The organism is Rhizobium rosettiformans W3 (genome assembly GCF_004912135.1).
GTDB classification, from domain to species: Bacteria; Pseudomonadota; Alphaproteobacteria; order Rhizobiales; family Rhizobiaceae; genus Allorhizobium; species Allorhizobium rosettiformans.
The window spans coordinates 537,304-561,584 of record NZ_STGU01000002.1 but is presented as its reverse complement, the minus strand read 5'-3'; the positions used below and the strand labels follow the sequence as shown (position 1 = coordinate 561,584).

Annotated in this window: 31 protein-coding genes and 2 tRNA genes; 16 read left to right on the top strand and 17 right to left on the bottom strand. The window is 60.8% G+C overall.

The window, feature by feature from the left end:
* Positions 1-74 precede the first annotated feature (74 nt).
* From FAA86_RS06105 to FAA86_RS06060, 10 genes are all read left to right on the top strand, one after another.
* The gene (locus FAA86_RS06105; RefSeq protein ID WP_136538960.1) at positions 75-467 is read left to right on the top strand and encodes a hypothetical protein; all 393 of its coding nucleotides are present in this window, start codon (positions 75-77) and stop codon (positions 465-467) included.
* 5 nt (positions 468-472) lie between these two features.
* Entirely contained in the window at positions 473-838 is a 366-nt protein-coding gene (locus tag FAA86_RS06100; protein WP_136538958.1) for a hypothetical protein, read from the top strand.
* Positions 839-912: 74 nt separating this feature from the next.
* Complete coding sequence (locus FAA86_RS06095; RefSeq protein ID WP_167494904.1) at positions 913-1,497, top strand: hypothetical protein; 585 nt, start codon at positions 913-915, stop codon at positions 1,495-1,497.
* Positions 1,454-2,056 carry a hypothetical protein gene (locus FAA86_RS06090; RefSeq protein WP_136538954.1) on the top strand — a complete coding sequence of 201 codons (603 nt, stop codon included), beginning with the start codon at positions 1,454-1,456 and terminating at the stop codon, positions 2,054-2,056. The genes FAA86_RS06095 and FAA86_RS06090 overlap by 44 nt, the downstream gene beginning before the upstream one ends.
* An 89-nt stretch (positions 2,057-2,145) precedes the next feature.
* Positions 2,146-2,448 carry a hypothetical protein gene (locus FAA86_RS06085; RefSeq protein WP_136538952.1) on the top strand — a complete coding sequence of 101 codons (303 nt, stop codon included), beginning with the start codon at positions 2,146-2,148 and terminating at the stop codon, positions 2,446-2,448.
* 13 nt (positions 2,449-2,461) lie between these two features.
* Entirely contained in the window at positions 2,462-3,085 is a 624-nt protein-coding gene (locus FAA86_RS06080; protein ID WP_136538950.1) for a hypothetical protein, read from the top strand.
* On the top strand, positions 3,082-3,363 hold the full coding sequence (locus tag FAA86_RS06075) for a hypothetical protein (RefSeq protein ID WP_136538948.1): 282 nt from the start codon (positions 3,082-3,084) through the stop codon (positions 3,361-3,363). The genes FAA86_RS06080 and FAA86_RS06075 overlap by 4 nt, the downstream gene beginning before the upstream one ends.
* Positions 3,354-5,459, top strand: a complete 2,106-nt coding sequence (locus FAA86_RS06070; RefSeq protein ID WP_136538946.1) for a phage tail tape measure protein — start codon at positions 3,354-3,356, stop codon at positions 5,457-5,459. The genes FAA86_RS06075 and FAA86_RS06070 overlap by 10 nt, the downstream gene beginning before the upstream one ends.
* A gap of 54 nt (positions 5,460-5,513) precedes the next feature.
* Positions 5,514-6,662, top strand: coding sequence for a phage late control D family protein (locus FAA86_RS06065; RefSeq protein WP_136538944.1), 1,149 nt, complete (start codon positions 5,514-5,516; stop codon positions 6,660-6,662).
* A 111-nt stretch (positions 6,663-6,773) separates the two neighbouring features.
* On the top strand, positions 6,774-7,061 hold the full coding sequence (locus FAA86_RS06060; protein ID WP_136538942.1) for a hypothetical protein: 288 nt from the start codon (positions 6,774-6,776) through the stop codon (positions 7,059-7,061).
* On the opposite strand, the gene FAA86_RS06055 is transcribed toward FAA86_RS06060, so the two are convergent.
* Both FAA86_RS06055 and FAA86_RS06050 read right to left on the bottom strand, forming a co-directional pair.
* On the bottom strand, positions 7,062-8,345 hold the full coding sequence (locus FAA86_RS06055; protein ID WP_136538940.1) for a hypothetical protein: 1,284 nt from the start codon (positions 8,343-8,345) through the stop codon (positions 7,062-7,064).
* Positions 8,346-8,464: 119 nt separating this feature from the next.
* Positions 8,465-8,797 carry a hypothetical protein gene (locus FAA86_RS06050; RefSeq protein WP_136538938.1) on the bottom strand — a complete coding sequence of 111 codons (333 nt, stop codon included), beginning with the start codon at positions 8,795-8,797 and terminating at the stop codon, positions 8,465-8,467.
* A 243-nt stretch (positions 8,798-9,040) separates the two neighbouring features.
* Here FAA86_RS06050 and FAA86_RS06045 point away from each other — a divergent pair, with 243 nt between their 5' ends.
* From FAA86_RS06045 to FAA86_RS06035, 3 genes are all read left to right on the top strand, one after another.
* Positions 9,041-9,289, top strand: coding sequence for a hypothetical protein (locus tag FAA86_RS06045; RefSeq protein ID WP_136538936.1), 249 nt, complete (start codon positions 9,041-9,043; stop codon positions 9,287-9,289).
* Between the two features lie 8 nt (positions 9,290-9,297).
* Positions 9,298-9,374: transfer RNA gene (locus FAA86_RS06040), tRNA-Arg, on the top strand.
* 148 nt (positions 9,375-9,522) lie between these two features.
* The gene (locus FAA86_RS06035) at positions 9,523-9,819 is read left to right on the top strand and encodes a hypothetical protein (RefSeq protein WP_136538934.1); all 297 of its coding nucleotides are present in this window, start codon (positions 9,523-9,525) and stop codon (positions 9,817-9,819) included.
* Positions 9,820-9,968: 149 nt separating this feature from the next.
* Here FAA86_RS06035 and FAA86_RS06030 read toward each other — a convergent pair.
* The 8 genes from FAA86_RS06030 to FAA86_RS05995 all read right to left on the bottom strand — a co-directional run bounded on the left by FAA86_RS06030 (position 9,969) and on the right by FAA86_RS05995 (position 15,060).
* Positions 9,969-10,045: transfer RNA gene (locus FAA86_RS06030), tRNA-Pro, on the bottom strand.
* A gap of 110 nt (positions 10,046-10,155) precedes the next feature.
* The gene (locus tag FAA86_RS06025; protein ID WP_136538932.1) at positions 10,156-10,569 is read right to left on the bottom strand and encodes a hypothetical protein; all 414 of its coding nucleotides are present in this window, start codon (positions 10,567-10,569) and stop codon (positions 10,156-10,158) included.
* Positions 10,570-10,649: 80 nt separating this feature from the next.
* Complete coding sequence (locus FAA86_RS06020) at positions 10,650-11,189, bottom strand: MerR family transcriptional regulator (RefSeq protein ID WP_136538930.1); 540 nt, start codon at positions 11,187-11,189, stop codon at positions 10,650-10,652.
* A gap of 119 nt (positions 11,190-11,308) precedes the next feature.
* On the bottom strand, positions 11,309-11,647 hold the full coding sequence (locus FAA86_RS06015) for an integration host factor subunit alpha (RefSeq protein WP_006727522.1): 339 nt from the start codon (positions 11,645-11,647) through the stop codon (positions 11,309-11,311).
* Positions 11,648-11,755: 108 nt separating this feature from the next.
* Positions 11,756-12,727 carry a beta-ketoacyl-ACP synthase III gene (locus tag FAA86_RS06010; protein WP_113459355.1) on the bottom strand — a complete coding sequence of 324 codons (972 nt, stop codon included), beginning with the start codon at positions 12,725-12,727 and terminating at the stop codon, positions 11,756-11,758.
* Positions 12,728-12,743: 16 nt separating this feature from the next.
* A complete protein-coding gene (plsX, locus tag FAA86_RS06005; protein WP_113459354.1) occupies positions 12,744-13,790 on the bottom strand; it encodes a phosphate acyltransferase PlsX in 1,047 nt (348 codons plus the stop codon).
* A 101-nt stretch (positions 13,791-13,891) separates the two neighbouring features.
* A complete protein-coding gene (locus FAA86_RS06000) occupies positions 13,892-14,452 on the bottom strand; it encodes a YceD family protein (RefSeq protein WP_136538928.1) in 561 nt (186 codons plus the stop codon).
* A 68-nt stretch (positions 14,453-14,520) separates the two neighbouring features.
* Positions 14,521-15,060, bottom strand: coding sequence for a ubiquinol-cytochrome C chaperone family protein (locus FAA86_RS05995; RefSeq protein WP_136538926.1), 540 nt, complete (start codon positions 15,058-15,060; stop codon positions 14,521-14,523).
* A 256-nt stretch (positions 15,061-15,316) separates the two neighbouring features.
* On the opposite strand from FAA86_RS05995, the gene FAA86_RS05990 reads away from it, so the two are divergent.
* Positions 15,317-15,805: an outer membrane protein assembly factor BamE gene (locus FAA86_RS05990; protein WP_374725513.1), complete on the top strand. Its 489-nt coding sequence runs from the start codon at positions 15,317-15,319 to the stop codon at positions 15,803-15,805.
* A 98-nt stretch (positions 15,806-15,903) separates the two neighbouring features.
* Here the strand turns inward: FAA86_RS05990 and FAA86_RS05985 are convergent, their stop codons facing one another.
* The 4 genes from FAA86_RS05985 to ribH form a co-directional block, all read right to left on the bottom strand.
* Entirely contained in the window at positions 15,904-18,042 is a 2,139-nt protein-coding gene (locus FAA86_RS05985) for a sodium-translocating pyrophosphatase (RefSeq protein WP_113459350.1), read from the bottom strand.
* Positions 18,043-18,196: 154 nt separating this feature from the next.
* Positions 18,197-19,423 (bottom strand): MFS transporter, encoded by a 1,227-nt coding sequence (locus FAA86_RS05980; protein ID WP_136538924.1) that lies wholly within the window; start codon positions 19,421-19,423, stop codon positions 18,197-18,199.
* 21 nt (positions 19,424-19,444) lie between these two features.
* Positions 19,445-19,924 (bottom strand): transcription antitermination factor NusB, encoded by a 480-nt coding sequence (nusB, locus tag FAA86_RS05975; protein ID WP_136538922.1) that lies wholly within the window; start codon positions 19,922-19,924, stop codon positions 19,445-19,447.
* Between the two features lie 3 nt (positions 19,925-19,927).
* On the bottom strand, positions 19,928-20,386 hold the full coding sequence (ribH, locus tag FAA86_RS05970) for a 6,7-dimethyl-8-ribityllumazine synthase (RefSeq protein WP_113459347.1): 459 nt from the start codon (positions 20,384-20,386) through the stop codon (positions 19,928-19,930).
* 328 nt (positions 20,387-20,714) lie between these two features.
* Between ribH and FAA86_RS05965 the strand changes: the two genes are divergently transcribed.
* Positions 20,715-21,077 carry a hypothetical protein gene (locus FAA86_RS05965; protein WP_136538920.1) on the top strand — a complete coding sequence of 121 codons (363 nt, stop codon included), beginning with the start codon at positions 20,715-20,717 and terminating at the stop codon, positions 21,075-21,077.
* Between the two features lie 70 nt (positions 21,078-21,147).
* Positions 21,148-21,312, top strand: coding sequence for a hypothetical protein (locus tag FAA86_RS24520; RefSeq protein ID WP_167494873.1), 165 nt, complete (start codon positions 21,148-21,150; stop codon positions 21,310-21,312).
* Here the strand turns inward: FAA86_RS24520 and ribD are convergent.
* From ribD to glyA, 3 genes are read right to left on the bottom strand one after another with little or no spacing between them, the layout of a single operon-like run.
* Positions 21,309-22,397 carry a bifunctional diaminohydroxyphosphoribosylaminopyrimidine deaminase/5-amino-6-(5-phosphoribosylamino)uracil reductase RibD gene (ribD, locus tag FAA86_RS05960; protein ID WP_136538918.1) on the bottom strand — a complete coding sequence of 363 codons (1,089 nt, stop codon included), beginning with the start codon at positions 22,395-22,397 and terminating at the stop codon, positions 21,309-21,311. The two genes, FAA86_RS24520 and ribD, sit on opposite strands and share 4 nt — an antisense overlap.
* A 4-nt stretch (positions 22,398-22,401) precedes the next feature.
* Positions 22,402-22,878, bottom strand: a complete 477-nt coding sequence (nrdR, locus tag FAA86_RS05955) for a transcriptional regulator NrdR (RefSeq protein WP_113459344.1) — start codon at positions 22,876-22,878, stop codon at positions 22,402-22,404.
* A 12-nt stretch (positions 22,879-22,890) separates the two neighbouring features.
* Positions 22,891-24,180, bottom strand: a complete 1,290-nt coding sequence (gene glyA, locus FAA86_RS05950) for a serine hydroxymethyltransferase (protein WP_113459343.1) — start codon at positions 24,178-24,180, stop codon at positions 22,891-22,893.
* Positions 24,181-24,281 lie beyond the last annotated feature (101 nt).

Genomic DNA, 24,281 nt, shown 5'->3' with positions numbered 1-24,281 from the left:
CAACTCGCCGCCCTTCGGGGCGGTTTTTTATTGTCCAAACGTGTTGCGCATCTTTCCCGCAACAGGAGGTTCGAATGATCACGACCGCAGACGTCGCCGCGGCATGCGGCGTTGAAAAGGCAACCGTCCGTTCATGGCTTGCTCGCGCGCCGAGCTTCACCATCGGCCGATATGACGGTCAAACCAAGGTATACTCCCGCCAGGAAGGGCTAGCCATGCTGATTGCTGGCGAGCTCATTTCAAGAGGCTTGGGAACCCCTCACGAGGTGATGCCCGTCGCATCACGCATTGCCCGTGCATCGGCGGATCAACTGGTTTGGGTTTACCGCGACCGGGATGGAGCCCTCGCGCACTCGGATCAGCAGCCACACGAAGTCGCTGTCGCGCTACCGCTTGACGCGCTGGAGCGTCGCCTGACCCGGACTGCCACGCACGAGCGCGGTCGTGTTGCCCGCTATACGAGGTGATTGATATGAAAACCTATACCCGCGCAGAGGCGCAGAACATCGCCGGCCATCATGCAGATGAAATCGTGCGTCGCATGTTTCCGAGCAAGCCCCACCTGTCTGCCGGTGAGGTGGCCGCTATCGCGGTGGCTGCGGAACTGCGCAGCCAGGACATCCCCCTACCTCACGCCTGCCGTGCTGCCTCTATCATCTCAGAAGACGCCCGCGGTTGCGACGTGAGGATGACACTCGAACAGCTATACACCCTCTCCCCATCCGGGAAGTCTGGCAAGCACACACGAGAGCTCACGCTGCCGCCGCCGGACGAAAGGCATCGTCGGATTAGTATTTCTCTCGGCAATATCCGGCGAAAGATCGGCGGTGCAATTTGAAGACCGTAGTTCGTGCCTGCTGCCCCGCGGGAGCAGAGAGGGGCCACGGCGTGTTGGAGGCTCCCGACGGAGCCGTGAGCGGCTTCGGCTACACGAGCACACCCGGCCCACCAATCGGCGAGATTGAGCACGAGGTCAGCGAGCGCGTCGCCTGGCATGAGGCAGCGCATGCCGTTGTCGGCTACATGGCCGGATGGCCGATCAAGTCAGTCAGCATCCTGCCACCAGAGCGGGTTGAGTTCTCGACCCTCCCAGCTGAGGCGCGCGATCCTCACTTGCGCATGGTAGTCGCCCTGGCCGGTGGCGCTGGCGAGGATGCACGCGTCAGCTGGTTTTTTGACGAACCAACTGAGTCCGTCGCCGACTATGTCGAGCGCGCATTCAATTTTTGCGGAGGCAACTGTGACGGCTGTCGAGCCGCTTTGGCTGCCTGGCAAATCGTTGGTGTGACGTCCCCTTCGGAGGCGGCAGAGAACCAGTGGCGCGCGGCCGAGACAGAAGTCAGGCGCATTTGTAGTCAACCACATGTCCGACAGGCCGTCGCCGAATTGGTCGGCGTGCTGATGGCATCACCGAGGATCGACGGCGCTAAAGCCGAATCCATAATCACAACCCATGTCAAATTCGGCGAATTGGCCGGGAAGGAAGAAAATGCTTGAAAAAATCCAAAAGCTGCTGAAGCGCGGCGAAACCTCTGCAGACATCCGTTCGGCGCTTGCCGAGCTCGATATCGCGAAGCTCAGCGATGACTACAGCGCTGCGGCCGCACGACGCTCGGCACTTCTCCTCTCCGGCTCGGATCGAGATGTTTTGGATGCGGAGAAGGATGTTGAATCGGCGCGCCTGGCGATTGAGCGGGCCGAAGCAGCGCGCAACCTTCTCGAGGGAAAGCTTGCAGCAGCCGAAGCTCGAGAGTTTGACGAAAACTTTGAGCGGCAGTGGCGCGAGGCCGATGCCGAGGCAAAGGCTGTGTTTGAGTACGTGAAGGCAAAGGTCGTGCCGGCTGCCGCAGTCATCGAGGAAGCCCTTCAGCGCCTTGAGAAGGCGGATACCATGCGCCTCCATCTTTACCGTAGAATCATCGAGAACGTCGGCTTTGACAACGCTGCTGGCCGTGCGAATTGCCCGGACAGTGTGATGGAGCGCATTTCGAAGTCTGAGCTTCTGCCGCCTTGGATCACCAGCAAGTTCGCGGCCGTCTCTCGGCGCATTTGGTGACTTTCATCGCCAACCGACCACACCAGCAAAAGGCTCGCCAGCGGCGGGCTTTTTGCTTCTCAGGGGCTACGCACGCCACAGGAGCGGGCATGATTTCAATAGAGAATATGCGTAACCGATCGATCGAGCGACCAGGCGCCTCGTCCATCATTGCTCAGTTTGATGCCAACGTGGGAGCTCTGAAGCTCCACGGGTGCTCGATTATCCGACACCAAGACGGGTTCACCAAGGTAGCCCTGCCGGCGGGCCGCACCCGCAGGGCGATATCGATAATCGATCCGGCGTTCGAAGAAGAGTTCCGTTCCGCAGCGCTCAGGGCCTACGGCGCAACGGCAGAACGCGCGCCGCTTTGCGACAGCGTCGAAGACGCGCTGACCATGGCTGGAATATGAAAGGACGCACCAGGTGCTTCTCATCCAAATCACGGGCGACGGCTTGCGTCGTTTCCACAAACTATCGCGTCAGTTAGGCGACGGAACCGCGCGAAAGATCTACAGCCGGGCGATCAACGACGCAGGCGCGAAATCAGCCACCGCAACTGGTCGCGCCCTTGCGGACCAGGCTGGACTGCCAAAACGCACAGGCGCGAAAGCTCTGAAGAAGCGGGACCGCTCGACGCCTGAAACGCTTTCCTATGCGATCCATGTCAAGGGCGGCGACATCAAGCTCAAGTACTTCAAGCCTCGCGAAACCAGCAAGGGCGTCAGCGCCGCGCCACGCGGCCAGCGACAGATTTTTGCCGGCAAGTTTCTCCGCGCGGGGTGGTGGCCGTATCGCGTCAACAAGGACAATTGGCACGGCCAGGTGTTTTATCGCACCGGCATCCGCAAATTCACGGACAAGTACCCGAAAGGAAACACGGTCTTCCCGAAGGGAATGGACCAGTTTGAGGTCGCTCGTTCCGGCGTTTACCTTCCGGTTGAAGCTGAGACCGGCAAGACGGCTGCTACATTCGACAGGGGCAAGAACGCGCTCGATGTACGCGTGACGCACTATCTGAAGCGCATGGCGGCGGGGGCGTTCAAATGAAGCGCGTCCCCCTTCGCGACGGTATTCAGTCCGACAATCGGCGGATCACCAGCCTCACATTTCAGCCGCTCGACCTGACGGACTACCTGCCCTTGAGCCTCGTGCGGCCGGGTAATCTCGGCGATGTGTTGGCCTTCATGTCGCGCATGACGGGCGAGCCCCTCGAAGCGCTCCGCACCATGACGATGGACGACACGGCCGACGCCATCGCGGCGCTTAACGCCTGGATGGAAAGCGAGGCTGGGCGCATCACGAAAGCAATAAAGCAATGGCACTAAACTCAACGCTGAGGCTGAGCCTCATAGACGACGTAACCGCGCGCACCCGCGTTATCACCAACGCTATCGCAGGGATCAATCGAGCCGCCTCGGGAGTACTTGCCCCCCTGCGTTCGCTTGGCGGCGCGTTGGCACTAGGCGGCGGCATCTTCGGAGCCGCGTCCGGCGTCAACGCTACAGCGGGCGCGGCTATCCGCTTCGAAGAGGCATTCGCAGACGTTCGTAAAGTCATCGACGGGACCGGCGAACAGCTAGCGAACTTTCGCCGCGACATTCTCGGCCTGTCCAAGGAGCTGCCGATTGCCGCGACTGGCATTGCAGAGATCTACGCGGCAGCCGGCCAGAGTGGCATTGCAACGCATGAGTTGAAGGGCTTCGCCCGCACTGTCGCCCAAGTCTCGACAGCCTGGGACGTGCCGGTGCAGGAGACCGCCCAAGCGCTATCCGAGATCAAGACCCAGCTTGGACTTGGCGTCGCGGATGTCGGGCTGTTTGCAGATAGCCTCAACCACCTGTCGAACAACTCGGCAGCCAATGCTCCTCGCCTTCTGGAATACACAAATCGCGTCGCAGCTGCGGGTGAAATGTTCGGCTTCACCGCGCAGCAGTCCCTGGCGTTCGGTGGATCGATGATCTCGGCTGGCGCTGAGTCTGAAGTCGCTGCCACCTCGTTCCGGAATATGGGTCGCGCCCTGACGATGGGTACGCAGGCCACGAAGTCGCAGCGTGAAGCCTACAAACGGCTCGGCTTGGACAGCGTCAAAACGGCCAAGAACATGCAGAAAAATGCCCTTGGCACGACTCTGGATGTGATCGAGAAGATTCAAAAGCTGCCCGAATGGGAGCAGATTTCGCTAGCGTCAGCGCTGTTCGGCAATGAGGCACGCGCTCTGATGCCACTGATCAACAACAGCACCGAACTGCGCAGGCAGTTGGGTCTCGTGAGCGATCAAACCAACTACGCCGGATCTGCATTCAAAGAATACAGCGTTCGCGCGGAAACGACAGCGAACCAGTTGCAGAAGGTCCGCAACAATCTCGCAGCGTTAGGAATCGCGATGGGCGATCGGTTGCTGCCGCCGATTAATCGGGCGCTTTCCGGTGTTTTGGAAATTTTCGACACGCTCGACCAGCGCGCAGGCGTCTTCGACAAAATGTCGGCAGCCTTCCGCGGGTTCGTGGCTGGCCTTGGCCTAAATGATGGCGGGCTTAAGTCGCTCAGCGACATGGTCTTCGGCGTAGCTGGTCCCGACGGCGTAGCGGCCGGCGAAGAGCTAGGCCGGATTGCTTTTAAATTCCGGCAGTTCGGTGAGAATGCTAGGGCTGCTTCGGATGCCGTGGCGAACAGCAAGATCGGCAGCTTTTTGACAGAGCTCGGACTCGTCCTCGGCGGTCTGGTTATGTCGAAATGGTTCCGCCTCTTCGCTATTGCGGCCGGCATCGCGGCAATAGCGAGTGCGGTCCAGGGTGCCAGCAGCCTCGGCGAGTTCGTTGACAACATGTCCAAGCTATCCGCGATGGAATGGCTGGGCATCGGCGCTGGCCTACTCTTCATCGGCATCAAGGCTGCCGGCGCGGCGAAGGCCATCCGCGACCTGGCATCGGCTAGTCGAAACCTGCCGAAAGGAGCAACGGCACCGACCACGCCCGGCAGCCCTGCCGCACCAGGCGGCGGTTTGGGAGGCATCTTCAAAGGCATCACCGCTGGTGCTCTTGCGCTCGGCGTTCTTTCGACGCTCGGAGGTAATGGCGAAGTCCGCCAGCTGACGGCGGAAGAACAGGCGCTGATGTTCCGGAAGTCCGCAGATACGCCTCGCGGGTCGGATTACGGCGGGCTCTTAAGGGACCCCGGTGCTCACGGCGAACGCTTGATGGGTGCAGTGGATCTAGGGACTCTTCGACAAGCCATGGCTCCACAGGGCGTCCAAGCGGTCAACGTGACGAACCCGCAGCCTGCGCCCCAAGTCAGTGTCGTCAATCACTTCACTATTTCGGGCGCTGGAGATGCGAACGCTGTGGCGAATGCGGTCGCCGCGAAGATCGGCGACGCGGCGAAGTCGGGCGTCGACAGCAGCCTTAAAGGCGGACCTTACTGACCAATCAGGGCGCGCGCGCAGTGCGCCCTCCTCCCCTCCACACAAGAGAGAACCATGCGCCCACAAATAGAAGTCACGATCGACGGCAACCCGGTTGCCGGCGCCTTTTACGAGCGTCTTGTTTCCATCACTGTCACAGACAAGGACGAGGCCGACGCGGACACGGTTGATATCGAACTGCACGACGACCCGCCGCAGTTTCTGGCTATCCCACGCAAGGGCGCCATCATCGACGTGCGGCTAGGCTACGGCACGTTGCGCAGCCTCGGCAAGTTTACGGTCGACAAGGTGTCTGTGAAGTGCCTGCCGTATTCCATGAGCATCAGCGGCAAGTCGGCGGACCTGCGCAAGACGAAGCTCAAGGAGCGCCAAGAGAGGCATTGGGACAACAAGAAGCTCAAGGACATCGTCGGCGAAATCGCGCAAGAGAACGGGCTGACGCCTGCAATAGACAGCGAGATTGGCGACTTTGAATACCCATGGATCGCGCAGCAAGACGAGCAGGGCTTCCAGTTTCTCTACCGCCTGGCCGAGCGCCACAACGCGCTTTTCAACATCAAGAACGGTCGGCTGATTTTCGCGAAGCGTGGATCCGGCAATAGCGCCGCCGGCACGTTCGTCGGTTCCGTCGTTGTTTCGCCGCCCGTCATAGTCGAAGGCACTTGCAACTTCGAAGCCAACGATCGCACGAAATACAGCAAGGTCGTCGCCTACTATCAGGACAAGGAGCAGGCCAAGCGCGTCGAGATCGATGCCGAAGGCGACGAGGACGGAGACAGCGTGTTCCGTATTCCGGAGCCGTTCGCCAGCTTGGAAGAGGCAGACAAAGCCGCGCAGGCTCGAGCCAAAGACCTGAAGCGCGGCGAGGGCGCTGCGTCGGTGACAGTCATCGGCGACACGGCCATCGCTGCCGGCGCGCCGCTGTTGTTTCAGGGAGTGCGTCCCGGCTTGGACGGTGCGCCATACATCATCGATACGGCGACGCACACCTACAGCAAGGGCGAAGGCTACCGCACGCAGATCAGCGCCAAGCTGTACGACGGCAAGTCGGGCGGCTCTGGCTCTGTTACAGATAGCGGCGACACGACTGACACGACAGCCACAAACGACAGCACGCCGGCTGCGAATGCGCCTGCAGGAACGCCGGCAACGCCAAACCTCTGGAATCAGACGCGGCGCTACGGCTCGACGGACGCGAACTAAGCGAAACTGGCGGCGGGTCCTCCCTGCCATTCTGCAGGCGGACCCGCCTGACCCCATCGAGCAAACCTGCACGGGATTTCCCATGCAGTTTCCTTCCCAACGAGAGAGAATATGGAAGTAAAAGTAATCAACATGCGCCGCAGTAGCGGTATCCGCCTGGCGGATTTCGACGTCGATCTTGCCGGCAACACCATACGAGACTTTGGCATCACCATCGGCCCCAACGGCGAGCCTGGAGCGGTGCCGCCGAAGGGGCGCGACGGCCCTCTGGTTCGACTGTCGCGAGAAGCTTGGTCTGCCGTCTGCGAGGCAGCCAACGACCAGTACGACAAACTCGCACCTGACGACGCAGGATTACGCCGTGTACTGAGGGCAGCGGAGCGCGTGGCGGGGATCTGACTAGCTCTTGCCGGCGCCGCTTAGAGCCTTGGGTCCCAGTTCCACCTCCCCACCGGGGACGGAGAGGCGAACGCTTGACGCCTTGCCGATCAGTGCTGAGGCCAAGTAATCGGCCGGGTGCATATCTGCCGCTTCATCTTTCTCGCCTTTTGAGAACAAGTTGCGCGAGATGTTGTCGAGCAGGTGCTGCGGAATGGCGCTGTTTTGCGAGAATCGCCACTCAAGCGCGGTCTCCACAACCCAACTCGCGCGATCGATATCAAGTTCAAATTGCTTAAGCTGGAACTCAGCGTCAGCATGTCGTTCGAACCAGCGATTCATCCATCGCAGATACCAGGAGACGAGGCCGAGAAGGGCGACCGTGAGGCCGACTGGCTTGAGCAGCATAATCACTGAAGCAGTCGCGCTCGTCGCACCACCGAACGCATCTTGCAGAGCCCAGCTATTGAAAACAATCAGTGCCACCAAGCTTGTTGCCGCTATCCAGACAGCAATATGGATCGGCCTGCGTCTGCCCTTGGTGTCATCCGTAAGCTCAAACTTCGCCGCGTGCTCGGCAAGACGCTGCTTCAGTGTTGAATGAAGGGCGCGTCTCGCATGCGTGTTGTCCCGATCGTCCAACGCCTTCTTGCGTTCTTCGAGATGGCGCTCGTCTTCGGCCAGACGCGCCTTGATGCGCTCAACTTCGGTATCGAGCTCCTTCCGGCGCTTTTCGTTTTCCTTGAGGAGCGCCGATGACTTTTGCCAATATTCGTCCTCGAGTTTGGCGCGGGCGGAAGCAGCCTCCTCACCAACTGCGGTGATGGTTTTTTGCATGCGCTCCAGCATTCGCTGGTGCGACTGCATGATCGCTTTGAAAGTAGCAGGATCTCTGTAGAGACCGCTTGCGCTAGCGAGCGTTGGGACAAAAGTTTGGCTTACCAGTCGCCCTAGCTGAAGAAGGGTCTCTTCCGCGTAAGGATCTACACCGGAGTTGTAATCCCGTTGAGCGTTATTTATCCTTAGATTGTCGAATCCGAAGGGAGTATCATCGGAAGCGCCGCGAGAGAGAGAAATCGAGAACTGGCTACCCGACAGGCTCGCGGAAAAAAGCATGTACGAGTCGTGATCGAAAGATAGCTTACCTACCTCCTCCGCATCAGCGAGCGTGATCGCGGTTCCGCCTGCGGAACCGGCAATCGCTATGGTTACGGATGGGATATCGAGAAGCTCCGCGGCCCTGCGAAAGAAGTTCCAAACCTCTTTGTCATTCAGACGGTCGACCTTCAATTTGTATTCGGGCATGGGTCCCCCTGGCCGGCGACACGACTATTCGGCACTGCCGCTATGAATATGTCAGATGTTTAGGTGAGAATGGGCGTTGAGCAGCTTAAATCCACAAGCAATATGTTCCAGTTCCGTTCTTATTCCTCGCTCGAGTTCTTGGCCACCCAAGCCTCAATCTCCAGATACTGCTTCCGGCCGATGCCATGAGCCCGCAACCACTCATCCTTACGGTCGGCGATCTCTTCCACAGTATCCGCCGACGGCCAGATACCGAATGCCCACTCGATGGCCTTTGCGGTCTTGAGGGATAGACCATCGGGAACGGGCCGTTCTTTCGCGAGGGCGGCCATCTCTCTGCATATGATACCGGCCCGGCCTGCAGACATCTCGAATGCATCGCCGATATCACTCAGCTTCGCGCCCTGTTGCCGCATCTCATAGATCTTCCGGTTCCTGGCTTGCAAATCCATTCCCATCTCCTTCACGAGGGGACGGTAGTGCCGCCAATCCGGGGTGGCAACCGTGGGTTCTCAGGGTAGAGCATTTTTCTTGCACAACCACACAAGAAGCAACCGATTGATTTTATATTAGAACTTTGACAAATTTGTAGAACAGTAGTCAAGTTGCTGATTTTATTCGCTTTTAACCGTTGACGGCAGGCGTTTGTTCCGCCATCTTCCTTTTCATCAACACGGGCCAAGGGGGCAACGGAAATGCAGGCAGAGGCACACAGACCACTTACCGCTGAAGATGAGGCGATCACGCTGCGGGTGTTTCAGAATTCGAAGCGCCTCATCCTGGCCGAACCGCATGTTCGCCGGCTGGCCGCTTTGACGATCGGGATGAACTTGTTCATTGAGGAACTGAAGGACAGCGGCGACGAAGTCTTCATGGCGCTGGCCGATATCCTCGACACGGCCGGGGAGATCGCACGGGAAGCGCAGGCCGCGATGAGGGCGTGATAAGTTCTGGTCCCATAGCTCAACTGGATAGAGCGGCCGATTTCTACTCGGCAGGTTGAAGTTTCGAACACTTCTGGGACCACCATCTACAGCGGCGGCGAGGCCACCAACTAGGAAGTCTCACCAGCTTCACCAACCCGTCGCGCCCTGCTCCCTTTGATTGGTGAGCGGGGCAGAAATTCGCAGGTGACTAAACGGCGCGCCGATTGGCCGCATTCAAGAGGAGAAGTGCAATGGACAAGATTGAACAGCTACTGGCCGAAGTTCGGCACATCAAGTTCTTCCTGGAATCAGCAGAGACGGGATTGGATAGTGAGGGCCTGCCATCATCACGAGTCGGTGCAGCCTCAATCGGCATTGAATCTGCATTCGAAGGATTTCCCGTCCTTATGAAGATGCTGGATGAATGCAAGAAGGAGATCCAAGGCGAAAAGCGCAAAGCGCCAACCCTTGCCGATGTCGAGAGGATCAGCATGGAACGAGGCGAACGCGATCGGGCAAGGAGCGCGGCCGGCAAGACAGTGAACTAACCTAATTCGGCGCAAGCCGAATCGTCTCCTCGGCCACCCTCCGGTCGTAACCCGTTGCCGCAGCGCCGGGGAGACGTCAGAATTGGCTACAATGTGGCTAAAAAGAAAATAGCCACCCCGCAAGGGAGTGGCTAAGTTCTTGTTTTAAATGGTCGGAATGGCGGGATTCGAACCCACGACCCCTTGACCCCCAGTCAAGTGCGCTACCGGGCTGCGCTACATTCCGTCACCGGCTTGTCGTGCGATTTGACCCGCTCGACAGCCAGTTCCCTTTAGACAGTCAGTCATTTCCGCGCAAGGGGAAACTCCAGGGCGACCGAAAAAATGAGAGGATGATCACTTCAGCCGCTGCATCAGGGCACGGACTTCCTCGAAGCGGCGACGCTCTTCGGGTTCCTCGCTGTTTGCGGCGTAGCAGGTGACATCCATGCAGAAGCGTGTGACCTGGAGCGGCTCGGCACCACGTTCGAACTGGCATTCGATCTCGTCGGTGATGTCCTGCGGCTCGGAATCCATCCGGGTCGAATAGGTCAGACGTGCGCCGGGCGGATCGAGCTCGGGGAAGGCCTGAACCACGCCGATCTTCAAGTCCTTCACCATCAGCATACTCTTCGCCACGAAGATGCAGGCATCTTCGACGGTGGTCGGCCGCGCCTCGGTGGTTGCGGAGCCGGTCGAGCTCTGCTGGGCATGCGCCGGTGCGACGGCAAGCAGGGACAGAAGCGGGATAGTCAAGAGATGGCGTTTCATGGGGCCTCGCGCGTGTTGCGTGTCGGTCCCTCAACGCCCGAGGCGCGAGCGGTGTTCCATCTTGAAGAAAGGCTTGAGGATCAGCGCACCTGATCGAGCAGGCGCTTGCATTCCAGAAGGTCGAACAGGGCTTCCTGCAAGAGCGCACGGTCTTCCTTGCCGACGGACCCCTTGCCCACGGAGATTTCCGGCGCGTCGTCGTTCGCTCCGCCACCGAAGCCGAAAAAGCGACCGCTGGTGCGGACCTTCGGGCGCCCGACAATCTGATCCTCGTCGAGATTGACCTTGGGATCATCGGCCTTCGATGCATTGGCGGCCACGAGGGCTTCCATCGTCGCAACATCACCCGTGGCAACGGCCATGACGACCTTGTTGCCGTTGGTCTTCAGGAGCTTCTGCACGCCCTTGATCGTATAACCCTGATCGTAGAGCAGGTGGCGGATGCCCTTCAGCAGTTCGACATCGTCGGGGCGATAGTAGCGGCGTCCGCCGCCGCGCTTCAGTGGCTTGATCTGCGGGAAGCGCGTTTCCCAGAAACGCAGGACATGTTGGGGCAGATCAAGATCATCCGCCACCTCACTGATGGTCCGGAAAGCATCCGGGCTCTTGTCTAACTGCATCACGGCGCTCCTCGACTGTCGCACGGCCGCACGACTCGGATCACATTTCAACGGGTTGAGGATCGCTTTTCAAGCGCTTGGTGACCAGCGAAGAAATGCTCCACCGGTTTTGGCCGATGTCAGGCCGCCGGGTTGGCAGGCTTCTGCTTGGCCTTTCGCGCAATATGGGCGCGGAGAATACGCTGCTTCAGGACGTTCGACGCCTTGAAGGTCATGACACGCCGCGGGGAGATCGGCACTTCTTCGCCGGTCTTCGGATTGCGGCCGATGCGCTCGTTCTTGCTGCGGACCTGGAAGGTGGCGAAGGAGGAGAGCTTGACGGATTCGCCGCGCACGATGGCGTTGCAGATCTCGTCGATCACGGTCTCGACCAGCTCGGCAGATTCCGTTCTGGAAAGACCGACCTTGCGAAAGACTGATTCTGCCAGATCCGCACGCGTCACTGTCTTTCCGGCCATTGTTCTCGCCCGCCTAAATCAATGATCTTGTTGAATTGCGCAGAGACTATTGCCCTTGGCCGCAACGGTCAAGTGCTTGTCGATGCGCAATTTTTAGGGTTTCAAATGCTACCAGCGAACGAGCACTGCGCCCCAGGTGAATCCACCGCCCATCGCTTCGAGCATGACAAGGTCGCCCTTCTTGATGCGGCCGTCGCCAGCAGCCGTGGCGAGCGCCAGCGGAATGGAAGCAGCCGAGGTATTGCCATGCTTGTCGACGGTAATCACGACCTTCTCGTCGGGGATGCCGAGCTTCTTTGCCGAACCGTCGATGATGCGCTTGTTCGCCTGATGCGGAACCAGCCAGTCGATGTCGTCGGCGGTCGTGCCCGTTGCATTGAACGCGCCCTCGATCACGTCGGTGATCATGCCCACGGCATGCTTGAAGACCTCGCGGCCTTCCATGCGCAGATGGCCGACCGTGCCGGTGGTCGACGGGCCGCCGTCAACATAGAGCTTTTCGCGATGGGCCCCGTCCGAGCGCAGGTTCGAGGTCAGAACACCGCGATCGGCGACCGTGCCCTCGCCTTCGGCGGCTTCGAGCACGAGGGCGCCTGCGCCGTCACCGAAGAGCACGCAGGTGGTGCGATCTGTCCAGTCGAGGATGCGGGAGAAGGTTTCCGCACCGATGACCAGGACGCGCTTCGCCATGCCGCCACGGATATAGAGATCCGCCGTCGCCATGGCATAGACGAAGCCGGAACAGACGGCCTGGACGTCGAAGCCGAAGCCGTGATGCATGCCGAGCCGGTTCTGGATGTTGACCGCGGTTGCCGGGAAGGTGTTATCGGGCGTCGAGGTCGCACAGATGACGAGGTCGATATCGGCAGCCGTCAGGCCTGCGCGCTCCAGCGCTTCCTGCGCTGCGGCGGCACCGAGCGATGCCGTGGTTTCGCCTTCGCCTGCGATGTAACGCTGCTTGATGCCGGTTCGCTGGACGATCCACTCGTCCGAGGTTTCAACCATGCTTTCGAGATCGCGATTGGTCACAACCCGTTTCGGGAGCGCTGCTCCGAAACCGCGAACTACAGAACGGATCATTGGAGTTTCCTACCTTTCACGCCGCTTCGGGGCCGGCCGGAGACGGGTGCCGCGCGTGATATTTTTTCAAGTCGTTTTCGATCTTCTGGGTGAGACCGTTTCTGGCCATGTCATAGCCCACGTCGAGAGCCGCCGCAAAGCCCTCGGCATCCGTGCCGCCATGGCTCTTGATGACGATGCCGTTCAGGCCGAGGAAGACGCCGCCATTGACCTTGCGCGGGTCCATCTTCTCGCGCAGGCGGTCGAAGGCGCCCTTGGCGAGGATGTAGCCGAGCTTGGCCATCCAGGTGCGCGACATGGCGGAGCGCAGATACTCCGCGATCTGCTTGGCCGTGCCTTCGGCGGTCTTCAGCGCGATATTGCCGGTGAAGCCTTCGGTCACGACCACGTCGACCGTGCCCTTGCCGAGGTCGTCACCTTCGACGAAGCCGTAATAGTCGATCGTGTCGAGGCCGGCTTCGCGGATCAGGCGACCGGCTTCCTTGACTTCTTCCTGGCCCTTGATCTCTTCCACGCCGACATTCAGCAGGCCGACCATGGGCTTCTCGATTTCAAACAGGGCGCGCGCCATGGCGCCACCCATAACGGCGAAATCGAGCAATTGCTGGGCATCGGCGCCAATGCCGGCACCGACGTCGAGCACAATGCTCTCGCCCGACAGCGTCGGCCAGATTGCGGCGATCGCCGGCCGCTCGATGGTCGCCATCGTGCGCAGGCAGAACTTCGCCATGGCCATCAGCGCGCCGGTATTGCCGGCTGACACGACGACGTCGGCCTGGCCCGTCTTCACGGCCTCGATCGAACGCCACATGCTGGAGACGTAGCGGCCGCGGCGCAGGGCTTGGCTCGGCTTTTCATCCATGGTGACGGAGACGTCACAGTGATGAAAGGTCGACTTCTCCTTCAGCTTCGGGAACTGCGCCAGGATAGGCATGCAGCGTTCCTGCTGGCCGAAGAGAAGGAAGGTGACATCGGGATGGCGCTCGAGTGCCTTGGCAGCACCGGGGATGACGACCTCGGGACCGAAGTCTCCACCCATCACGTCGACAGAAATTCTGATCACTTAGACCTGACCCTTCTTCATCGCTGGTCAGCGATATTTTCGGCCAAAATAGCGCTTTTCACTCGGCACACAACCCACCCGCAGGTGCAGATGGGGGATGATCAATCCTTTTTCCAGTCCTTCAGGACCGCAAAGGGAGATGGCTTCTTTTCCGCTTCGTCCCTGCTTTCGATGTGCTCCTTGAAGGTCACACCCGCCTTCTTGGGATAGGGATCGATGTCCAGAGCAGCGAATTCTGCAACGAGCGCGCCCGCATCGATGGTGTCGCCGGTGAACTGCTCGGGAAGATCAGGGCCATCAGGATCGAGCACCATTTCGCCGGCGCCATCGAGCACGATGCGGGCGAGCTTGGAGCCTTCCGGCACGAAGATCTGGTCGATTTCCTGCTCGATGGTCGTGACGACAGGCTCCAGCGTCACGACACAGGCCTGCACCACTTCGCCGGAGACATGGCCCTTGATGCGGACACCGTCTTTCTTCCAGCGGGCGATCTGCAGATCGGCGGCCAGGCGGTTCACGCCCTCGACCTTCCACAATTCGGCAAGCCCCGCCCGCTCGCGCTCATCGGCCTCGACATGCACCTGAACCGGATTGGCCGAGACGTGGCCGACCTTCACGAGGTAGCTGAACTCGTTGCCATCCTTCTTATTGCTGCTTGTCATGATCGTCGTTCCTTTCGGCTGCGTCCGGCCCTGTCCACGCCCCGGCACCTTGCGGCGCCCGTTGGCGTTCAGGCTCCCGGAACCGCAATTCGGGCCATGCCCGTCTCGATTTCGTTCTCGTCCAGGGCCGAAAGCGCCCGCTCGGCCTCGAACATCCAGTCGGCCAGCGCCTGCATGGAGGGGGCGGCATCGCCTTCTTCCGGATGGATGTTGCGCTTCAGGGCGGCAGCCAGTTCCTGGTGGTCGTTCTTATCGAGCGCCGCCGCATAGGATTCGAGGCGCCCGTAATACATGCCGGCAAGCTTCTTCATGCGCTTGGGAACGCCGGGATCGCCGACGCCCAGCTCGCGGATCGAATGATCGACGTCTTCGAAAAAGGCGTCGATGATGTTCTGGGCGATCTCCTGGCCACTGCGCGGGGACTTTGCCGTGCGGCGGAAATAGAGAATCAGCATGATCGTCAGCATCTCGAAGCGACCGATCACCGTGTCGGGCACGTTCATGTCGAGATAGAAGGCAGGCGTGCGGGCAGCCGCCGTCAGCGCGCCGTATTGCCGCTCGACGATCACCTGATTGTTTCTTTTCTGTCGAAAGAAGCCGAATACCATCCAATTCCACCAAAAAGAGCCGACCGAAGTGGTGAGCCCGGACGTGGTCGTGTTGCATGATTGCGAAAGCTGGTTTACCGAAGCAGGCGTGAATTGCAATGCCGATGTCCGGCAGCGATGCCGCATCCTGCGGCAGAATGCTTGGCAAATCGGCAGTGCGGGCTTTGCGGCAGCTTTCCCCGGAAAGGCCACAATGCTATGCGCAGAAGCATTCCGGCGCTGGCAGGCGCCATCGACAGTCATGGGAGACGTTTGCGTGGATATCAGGATTTTCAAGTCGGACAGGAAGCTCCTGAGCACGACCGCACTTGCTCTTGCCGTCACACTTGGCCTCTCCGCCTGCCAGACATCCGAAGTCTTCCACAACGGCTACGTCGTTGACCAGGCGGCGCTCGATCTCGTGCCGGTCGGCTCGAGCCGCGAACAGGTCCTGCTGTCGCTCGGCACACCGTCGACCACGGCGACCTTCGACGGCGAGGTGTTCTACTACATCTCCCAGAAGCGTACTCGCCCCGTTGCCTTCATGAAGCAGCGCCTCGTCGACCAGCAGATCCTGGCGATCTACTTCGACAAGGACGGCGTCGTGACCCAGCGCGCCAACTACACCCTGCAGGACGGCAAGGTGTTCGACACGATTTCCCGCACGACCCCGACCGGTGGTCGCGACCTCACCTTCCTGCAGCAGCTTCTGGCTGGCGGCGGCGGTGCAGCCAACAGCGTTCGCAACATCCTCGGCGGCCAGTAAGGCCGCCTCACCTAGGAGGACCTCGCCGTCCACCTGGATCCAGACATGAAAAGACCGCGGAAGTCGCCTTCCGCGGTCTTTTTCTTTTGCGTGCCTGCTCAGCCTGCGAGAACGGCGAGCAGCAGGAGCGCGACGATATTGGTGATCTTGATCGCCGGATTGACGGCAGGGCCAGCCGTATCCTTGTAGGGATCACCGACCGTGTCGCCGGTGACGGAGGCCTTGTGGGCATCCGAACCCTTCAGGTGCTTGACGCCATCCTTGTCGATGAAGCCGTCTTCGAAGCTCTTCTTTGCATTGTCCCAGGCACCACCGCCCGAGGTCATGGAGATTGCAACGAAGAGGCCGTTGACGATGACGCCGAGCAGCGACGCGCCGAGGGCTGCGAAGGCGGAGGCCTTGGAGCCGGAGATCAGGAGCACGCCGAAATAAACGACCAGCGGTGCCAGGACCGGCAGCAGGGACGGAATGACCATCTCCTTGATGGCAGCGCGCGTCAGGATGTCGACGGCGCGGCCATAGTCCGGCTTGTCGGTTCCCTGCATGATGCCCGGCTTGCTGCGGAACTGCTGGCGCACTTCTTCCACGATCGAGCCTGCCGCACGACCAACCGCCGTCATCGCGATACCGCCGAAGAGGTAGGGGATAAGGCCGCCGAAGATCAGGCCTGCCACGACGTAAGGATTGGCGAGGCTGAAGGAAATGTCGCCGATGCCGGCAAAGTAGGGATACTGGTCGCTGTTGGCAGCAAAATACTGCAGGTCGTTGGCATAGGCGGCGAACAGGACAAGCGCGCCCAGACCGGCAGAGCCGATGGCATAGCCCTTGGTGACGGCCTTGGTAGTGTTACCGACGGCATCGAGTGCGTCGGTCGACTTGCGCACTTCCGGCGGCAGATGGGACATTTCAGCGATGCCGCCGGCATTGTCCGTCACCGGGCCGAAAGCGTCGAGGGCGACGATCATGCCGGCGAGACCGAGCATGGTGGTCACGGCGATCGCCGTGCCGAAGAGACCGGCGAGCTGGAAGGTTGCGATGATGCCACCGACGATGACGATGGCCGGCAGCGCCGTCGATTCCAGCGACACGGCGAGACCCTGGATGACGTTGGTGCCGTGGCCGGTGACCGATGCCTGGGCGATCGAATTGACCGGACGCTTGTTGGTGCCCGTGTAGTATTCGGTGATCACGACGATCAGCGCCGTGACGACGAGACCGAGAATACCGCAGATGAACAGGTTGACGCCCGTGATCTCCATGCCGGCGACCGTGCCGATCGTGCCCCAGCCAATGGTGAGCGAGGTGGCAAATGCCAGGCCGGCTACGGACAGAAGGCCGGTGACGATCAGACCCTTGTAGAGCGCGCCCATGATCGAGCCATTCGTGCCGAGCTTGACGAAGAAGGTGCCGATGATCGAGGTGATGATGCAGGCGCCGCAAATGGCGAGCGGGTAGATCATCGCGATGTCGAGTGCGGCCGAGCCGGCAAAGAAGATTGCGGCCAGAACCATGGTGGCGACCACCGAGACGGCATAGGTCTCGAAAAGGTCGGCGGCCATGCCTGCGCAGTCACCGACATTGTCGCCGACGTTGTCGGCGATCGTCGCCGGATTGCGCGGATCGTCTTCCGGAATGCCAGCTTCCACCTTGCCGACGAGGTCCCCACCAACGTCGGCGCCCTTGGTGAAGATACCGCCGCCGAGACGGGCGAAGATCGAGATCAGCGAAGCACCGAAGCCCAGCGCCACGAGCGCGTCAATGACTTCACGCGAGCCGCTTTCGTGCCCCAGTATAGCAGTCAGGATGTAGAAGTAGATGGAGACGCCGAGCAGGGCGAGGCCTGCGACGAGCATGCCAGTGATGGCGCCCGACTTGAAGGCGATGTCGAGACCGGCTGCGAGGCTGTGCGATGCCGCCTGGGCCGTGCGCACATTGGCGCGGACAGAGACGTGCATGCCGATAAAGCCGGCAGCCCCCGACAGCACGGCACCGATCAGGAAGCCGATGGCTGCGGAGCCGGAGAGAAGAAACCATGTGGCGACGAAAACAACGGCGCCGACGATCGCGATGTTCAGGTATTGCCGAGTGAGGTAAGCCTGAGCACCCTCGCGAATATAGCCTGCAATTTCCTGCATTCGGGCATTGCCCTGGTCCGCCGCGAGCACCGAGCGTGTCGCCCAGACCGCGTAGACCACGGACAGAAGTCCGCATAAAATTACGCCTAGAAGAACCGTCATTCGCAATACCCTCCCGTATTGCCCGCGCCTCACTCATCGCGGGCCGTGACTCGCAGACTCAGGCCCCCTCCTCCGAGACCTCGTCAACGCGTGGCGAGATTGCGTCGCGCTTTTCGTGCCGTCAAGTACGCATATTTCGCAGTGCTGAGGGAACTTAAGCCGGTTTGCGTGCGGCTGCGCGCAGCTGCAGAAGGACGAGAATGAGGCAGGCGATTGTCACCGGCCAGATGATCAGGTTCATCACCGACCAACCGAAGGCGGTGAAGACCTTGCCGGAGGAGAAGGACGAGAGCGCCACGGTCGAAAACAGGATGATATCGTGGAAGCCCTGGACCTTGTCGGCCTCTGCCGGACGATAGCTCGAAGCGACGATGGCCGTCGCACCGATGAAGCCGAAGTTCCAGCCGATCCCAAGCAGGACCAGCGCGCCCCAGAAGTTCCAGAGTTCGATGCCCCAATGGGCGAGGACAGCGCAGGCCATGAGGATCAGAAGGCCCGCCGCGACCACCTTCTCTGCCCCGAAACGCGTGATCAGGACCCCGGTGAAGAAGCTCGGCGCGAACATCGCGATGACGTGCCACTGGATGCCAAGCGTTGCGAGTTCGGAGGAGAAGCCGCAACCGATGACCATGGCCAGCGGCGCGCCGGTCATCATGAAGGTCATCAGCGCGTAGGAACTGATGCCGCAGATCATGCCGGTCAGGAACCGCTGCGTCATGACGATCTCGCTCAGCGGGCGGGTCGGACCGGCGGCCTCGGCCTTCTTCTCAGCAATGGTGGGCAGCCTCAGAAAGAAGAGGACGGCGATCGCGCAGAGGAGCAGCGGCACCATACCGAGGAAAGCCCCGGCAAAGGTCACGGGCGCGAGCGCATCCTTGAGCCAGATGGCGATCTGCGGACCGGCGATTGCCGAAATGATCCCGGCGGCGAGAATCCAGGAGATCGCCTTGCCCTTGTAGAAGCTCGGCGATGCGTCGGCGGCAGCAAACCGGATCTTCTGGGTGAAGCCGCCGGAGATGCCCATCAGCATCAGCGAAAAGGCAAAGAGCCAGAAGTTCGATTGGATGAGCGAGAAGGCCGCAAGCGCGCTGCCAAGGGCACCCATCAGGGCGCCAACCATGAAGCTCTCACGGCGGCCGAGCACGCGGGACGCGGCGGCAACGACAACCGCGCCCACAGCAACACCGACATTGAAGCCGGTCAGCGGGGCCGTCGCCAGCGACTTGTCCGCCCCGAGCATCTGGAAGCCGGCAAGGCCGCCGACGGCAAAAGCGAGCGGCGGCGCGGAGCCGAGGATCGCCTGAGCCACAGCGAGCAATCCGACGTTGCGCCGGGCTGTCGAGAGTTGTCCGTCCAGCCCTGCCTCAGTCGCGATGCTCATCTGCCTGATCCTGCTTCTCGTCTATTTCTGCGCCGGTGCGCGAACCTGTTTCGCGATGCGGTCGAGAACGGCGTTGACCAGCTTCGGCTCGTCGTCCGGGAAGAAGGCCTGCGCGATCTCGACATACTCAGTTACGATGACGGCGATCGGCACATCCTTGCGCTCGATCAATTCGAAGGTGCCGGCACGCAAAATAGCACGCACGGTGCTGTCGATGCGCGACAGTGCCCAATCGTCCTGCAGTGCCTTGGCGATCATCGGATCGATCTTGGTCTGGTCGCGGACAACGCCGGCCACGATCGAGCGGAACCAGGAGGCGTCCGCCTTCAGATAGGTGTCGCCATCGACTTCCTGGCCAAGACGGTGCGCTTCGTATTCGGCGACGACCTCGAGGACGCCGGAGCCGGCGATGTCCATCTGGTACAGCGCCTGAACGGCGGCGAGACGCGCGGCGCCACGCTGGTTTGCCGGCTTCACCGGATGCTTTCCTTCGCCCGTCATCGCTCAGCCACCCAGCTTCTTTTTCAGTTCGATCATCGAGAGCGCCGCTCGGGCCGCAAAGCCGCCCTTGTCCTTTTCGCTGCGCTTGACGCGCGCCCAGGCCTGCTCATCGTTCTCGACGGTCATGATGCCGTTGCCGATCGCGAGCGATTCCGAGACAGCAAGGTCCATCAGCGCACGGGAGGATTCGTTGGCGACGATGTCGAAGTGATAGGTTTCGCCGCGGATGACCATGCCGAGCGCGATGAAGCCGTCATACTGCGTGCCTTCATCGTCCATGGCGTCCAGAGCCATGGCGATTGCCGGCGGGATTTCCAGTGCACCCGGCACCGTGATGACGTCGAATGTCGCGCCAGCCTCGTCCAAAGCGTGCTTGGCGCCGTCCAGAAGAGCGTCCGACATGTCGTCATAGAAGCGTGCCTCGACGATCAGCAAATGCGGCGAAGCCGACTTATCTACCATGGGTCCGATCCGATCTTGAATGTGATTGCGGCCGCTGGCCGAACAGAAACGCGGTCAAACCACGCCATATCCCGGAAGGCAAGTGTTTTTGCGGCAGGACAGACCTGCGACGCGGGCGCGCATTTTGCCAAAGCCCAGTTTACCGGCCTGACACTGTTGTTCCACTCTCGCTAATGCAGGCGAAAATCGGGCACATATCGTGACAAATGTTTAATGGAATTCATACACTTAGAGGCTGGATTTTGCCACAAACCAATCCCAGCTTCAGTCTTGCAAGCGAGCGACGGAATCCCCCGCCATCGCAAACATCCTCGAAAGGAACAGGACCATGAATCGCTTTGCAGCCATCTTCAGTGCCACGGCACTCTCCGCCATTGCCTTCGGCGCCGAAAGCTATGCCGCCATGCCAGCCGCCAGCGGCGCTCCCGAAAGCAAGATCGAAAGCACCATCCAGACGCTGCCGGCTTCCGACTTCGACGTGGTTCGGATCGACTCGCTGAGAACGCATGATGCCGCGCATGAACGCTTTGCCGCCGTTTCGCAGAGCTCTCCCGAAACGCGCCAGTTGCAGGCCTCGGTCATCGCCAACCATTCGCTGGCGCAGAAGCTGCAGGCGCAGAACGTCGAACTGACCAATATCGTCGGCGCCGAGCGCGCCGCCGATGGAAGCGTCACCTTCTACGTCCGCTGATATCGCCTACCCCTCCTCCCAGTCCCCAACTCTGCCCCCGTTTCTCCCAGAACGGGGGCTTTTTCACGCCATGGAACCTTTAGGCATAGACGGGTGTTTTCGCAGTCGAAAGGCACCCGACGCGGTTGCCTCGCAACACTCGCTTCTGGAGGCACCCATGGGTCGCGGCATTCTTCTCTGGCTGATCGGCGTACCGATCCCGCTCATCATCCTGATCCTGCTGTTCTGGCGCTAAACCCAGGCAGAGGCCGGCAGTCGCTCGAAGATCTGCAGGCGATCCGCCCCCACCTTCCGCTCATCTACGCGGACGAAACCTGCGGGAAGGTGGTCAGCCGTTATCGGCGAGGCGATGCCGCCGGGTCCGATGGTGACGGATGAATCATAGAGGTGGATCCGGTCGACCAGTCCCCGGGCCAACAGATCGGAGGCGACGCGTGCGCCGCCTTCGACCATCAGAGACGAAACGCCGCGTTGGGCGAGGAGCGCAAGCAGATCCTCTATTCCCACTGCGTCAACGACTTCCACACCCAGGTCCTGAAGTGCCAATCGATGGCCAGTTGAACCAGCAGCGACCGCGGCGATGACGGGTACGCTCTTTGCGGTTGTCGCCAGTTTCGATGTCGGGGGCAGTTCGGCCCGCCGATCGAGAACGATGCGAATGGGAGACGCGTCCTCCAGCCCTGGCAAGCGCACCGTCAGCTCCGGATCATCGGCAAGAGCCGTTCCGATGCCGACAAGGATGGCATCACTTTCCGCCCGCAGACGATGTACTTCAGCGCGGGCCTCCGGACCGGTGATGGCCACCTGCCCTTCCCCCAGCCTTCCAAGCATTCCATCTGCGGATACGGCCAGTTTCAGCGTGACCTGAGGCCGACCTTTGGTCTGCCGTGTCAGGTAGCCGCCCATGGCGCGCCTGGCTTCCTTCTGCAGGATGCCGATCGTGACCTCGATATCGGCGTCGGCCAAGATTTTCAGACCTCGACCCGACACACGCGGATCGGGATCGGCGACGGCAACGACGACGCGGGCGATGCCGGCCGCGACGATCGCATTGGCGCAGGGCGGCGTCTTTCCATGATGAGAGCAAGGTTCGAGCGTGACATAGGCCGTGGCTCCCCTCGCCCTCTCGCCGGCTTCGGCAATGGCCTGGGGTTCTGCATGGGGACGACCGCCTAAGGCGGTGACGCCGCGCCCGACGATTTCGCCATCCTTGACGATGACGCAACCGACCGAGGGATTGGGACCGGTGCGGCCGACATGGGTTTCGGAAAGCCTGATTGCCTCCCGCATATACCGTTCGTCGCGGGCCGTAATCGACACGTCGTCAATCCGCCGTGCTGTCTCTGGAGATCTTGGCGTTGATCTCGGAAATGACATTCTCGAAGTCTTCGGCGTGGCTGAAGTCACGATAGACCGAGGCGTAGCGAACAAAGGCCACGTCATCGAGCGTCTTCAGGGCCTCGAGCACCTGCAGGCCGATTTCCTCCGAGGAGATCTCGGTTTCGCCGGAACTTTCCAGACGACGCACGATGCCGGAGACCGCCCGCTCGATGCGGTCGGGATCGACGGGACGCTTGCGCAGTGCGATCTGGAAGGACCGCACCAGCTTGTCGCGATCAAAGGGCGCCTTGCGACCGGTCTTCTTCAAGACCATCAACTCGCGCAGCTGCACCCGTTCGAAGGTGGTGAAGCGCCCCCCGCAATCCGGACAGATGCGACGCCGGCGGATGGAGGTGTTGTCCTCCGCCGGTCGCGAGTCCTTGACCTGGGTTTCATCCGATCCGCAGAAGGGGCAGCGCATCCACGTCCAGCCTTACATGTAGGGGTACATCGGGAAACGGTCCGTCAGGGCGACGACCTTGTCCCGTACGGCCGCTTCGACGGCGGCATTGCCTTCATCGGAATTAGCAACCTTCAGACCATCGAGAACCTCGACGATCAGATTGCCGATTTCGGTGAATTCCGCTTCCTTGAAGCCGCGGGTCGTACCTGCCGGCGTGCCGAGGCGGATGCCGGAGGTGACGAAAGGCTTTTCCGGGTCGAAGGGGATGCCGTTCTTGTTGCAGGTAATGTAGGCGCGGCCGAGGCCGGCTTCCGCGCGCTTGCCAGTGGCGTTCTTCTTGCGCAGGTCGACCAGCATCAGGTGGTTGTCGGTACCGCCCGAGACGATGTCGAGGTTCTGCTTGATCAGGGTCTCGGCCAGCGCCTTGGCGTTCTTCACGACCTGTGCGGCATAGTCCTTGAATTCCGGCTGCAGCGCTTCGCCGAAGGCGACGGCCTTGGCGGCGATGACATGCATCAGCGGGCCGCCCTGGAGACCCGGGAAGACGGCCGAGTTGAACTTCTTCGCCAGATCCTCGTCGTTGGTGAGGATCATGCCGCCACGCGGGCCGCGCAGCGACTTGTGGGTCGTGGAGGTCGCGACATGGCAGTGCGGGAACGGCGACGGATGCTGGCCACCGGCAACGAGACCGGCGATATGGGCCATGTCGACCATCAGGTAAGCGCCGACTTCGTCAGCGATCTCGCGGAAGCGCTTCCAGTCCCAGATGCGGGAGTAAGCGGTGCCGCCGGCAATGATCAGCTTCGGCTTGTGGGTGCGGGCCTTTTCAGCAACGTCATCCATATCAAGCTGGTGATCGTCTTCACGAACGCCGTAGGAGACGACGTTGAACCACTTGCCGGACATGTTGACCGGCGAACCATGGGTCAGGTGACCGCCGGAGTTCAGGTCGAGACCCATGAAGGTGTCGCCCGGCTGCAGCAGCGCAAGGAAGACCGCCTGGTTCATCTGCGAACCCGAGTTCGGCTGAACGTTGGCGAAGTTCACGCCGAAGAGCTTCTTGGCGCGTTCGATTGCGAGTTCTTCAGCAATATCGACGAACTGGCAGCCGCCATAGTAGCGCTTGCCCGGATAGCCTTCCGCATACTTGTTCGTCATGATCGAGCCCTGGGCTTCGAGCACGGCGCGGGAGACGATGTTTTCGGAGGCGATCAGTTCGATCTCATGACGTTGACGACCGAGTTCCTTCTCGATCGCACCGAAAATTTCCGGATCCGTATCGGCGAGAGAACGAGAAAAGAAGGCATCGTTGTTCGACATGATCGCTGGCTCCTCAAAAGCGTTTGATGCTGTGGGGTCTTAAACTTCCGCAGTCCTGAGAGCAATACGAAGAGCGACATTTGCAGATCAATTGACGCGCT

Coding starts and splice junctions, on each gene's coding strand:
- nusB (WP_136538922.1), bottom strand. CDS start 19,924: ATGACGGGCGAAGGAAAGCATCCGGTGAAGCCGGCAAACCAGCGTGGC.
- FAA86_RS05980 (WP_136538924.1), bottom strand. CDS start 19,423: ATGAGCATCGCGACTGAGGCAGGGCTGGACGGACAACTCTCGACAGCC.
- FAA86_RS06060 (WP_136538942.1), top strand. CDS start 6,774: ATGGAAGTAAAAGTAATCAACATGCGCCGCAGTAGCGGTATCCGCCTG.
- FAA86_RS06010 (WP_113459355.1), bottom strand. CDS start 12,727: ATGATCCGTTCTGTAGTTCGCGGTTTCGGAGCAGCGCTCCCGAAACGG.
- FAA86_RS06050 (WP_136538938.1), bottom strand. CDS start 8,797: ATGGATTTGCAAGCCAGGAACCGGAAGATCTATGAGATGCGGCAACAG.
- FAA86_RS06015 (WP_006727522.1), bottom strand. CDS start 11,647: ATGGCCGGAAAGACAGTGACGCGTGCGGATCTGGCAGAATCAGTCTTT.
- ribH (WP_113459347.1), bottom strand. CDS start 20,386: ATGGTAGATAAGTCGGCTTCGCCGCATTTGCTGATCGTCGAGGCACGC.
- FAA86_RS06000 (WP_136538928.1), bottom strand. CDS start 14,452: ATGACAAGCAGCAATAAGAAGGATGGCAACGAGTTCAGCTACCTCGTG.
- FAA86_RS06090 (WP_136538954.1), top strand. CDS start 1,454: ATGTCAAATTCGGCGAATTGGCCGGGAAGGAAGAAAATGCTTGAAAAA.
- FAA86_RS06020 (WP_136538930.1), bottom strand. CDS start 11,189: ATGCAGTTAGACAAGAGCCCGGATGCTTTCCGGACCATCAGTGAGGTG.
- FAA86_RS06055 (WP_136538940.1), bottom strand. CDS start 8,345: ATGCCCGAATACAAATTGAAGGTCGACCGTCTGAATGACAAAGAGGTT.
- FAA86_RS06085 (WP_136538952.1), top strand. CDS start 2,146: ATGATTTCAATAGAGAATATGCGTAACCGATCGATCGAGCGACCAGGC.
- FAA86_RS06075 (WP_136538948.1), top strand. CDS start 3,082: ATGAAGCGCGTCCCCCTTCGCGACGGTATTCAGTCCGACAATCGGCGG.
- nrdR (WP_113459344.1), bottom strand. CDS start 22,878: ATGCGCTGCCCCTTCTGCGGATCGGATGAAACCCAGGTCAAGGACTCG.
- FAA86_RS06035 (WP_136538934.1), top strand. CDS start 9,523: ATGGACAAGATTGAACAGCTACTGGCCGAAGTTCGGCACATCAAGTTC.
- FAA86_RS05985 (WP_113459350.1), bottom strand. CDS start 18,042: ATGACGGTTCTTCTAGGCGTAATTTTATGCGGACTTCTGTCCGTGGTC.
- FAA86_RS06105 (WP_136538960.1), top strand. CDS start 75: ATGATCACGACCGCAGACGTCGCCGCGGCATGCGGCGTTGAAAAGGCA.
- FAA86_RS06045 (WP_136538936.1), top strand. CDS start 9,041: ATGCAGGCAGAGGCACACAGACCACTTACCGCTGAAGATGAGGCGATC.
- glyA (WP_113459343.1), bottom strand. CDS start 24,180: ATGTCGAACAACGATGCCTTCTTTTCTCGTTCTCTCGCCGATACGGAT.
- FAA86_RS06100 (WP_136538958.1), top strand. CDS start 473: ATGAAAACCTATACCCGCGCAGAGGCGCAGAACATCGCCGGCCATCAT.
- FAA86_RS06070 (WP_136538946.1), top strand. CDS start 3,354: ATGGCACTAAACTCAACGCTGAGGCTGAGCCTCATAGACGACGTAACC.
- FAA86_RS05965 (WP_136538920.1), top strand. CDS start 20,715: ATGAATCGCTTTGCAGCCATCTTCAGTGCCACGGCACTCTCCGCCATT.
- FAA86_RS24520 (WP_167494873.1), top strand. CDS start 21,148: ATGGAACCTTTAGGCATAGACGGGTGTTTTCGCAGTCGAAAGGCACCC.
- FAA86_RS05995 (WP_136538926.1), bottom strand. CDS start 15,060: ATGGTATTCGGCTTCTTTCGACAGAAAAGAAACAATCAGGTGATCGTC.
- FAA86_RS06065 (WP_136538944.1), top strand. CDS start 5,514: ATGCGCCCACAAATAGAAGTCACGATCGACGGCAACCCGGTTGCCGGC.
- FAA86_RS06025 (WP_136538932.1), bottom strand. CDS start 10,569: ATGAAACGCCATCTCTTGACTATCCCGCTTCTGTCCCTGCTTGCCGTC.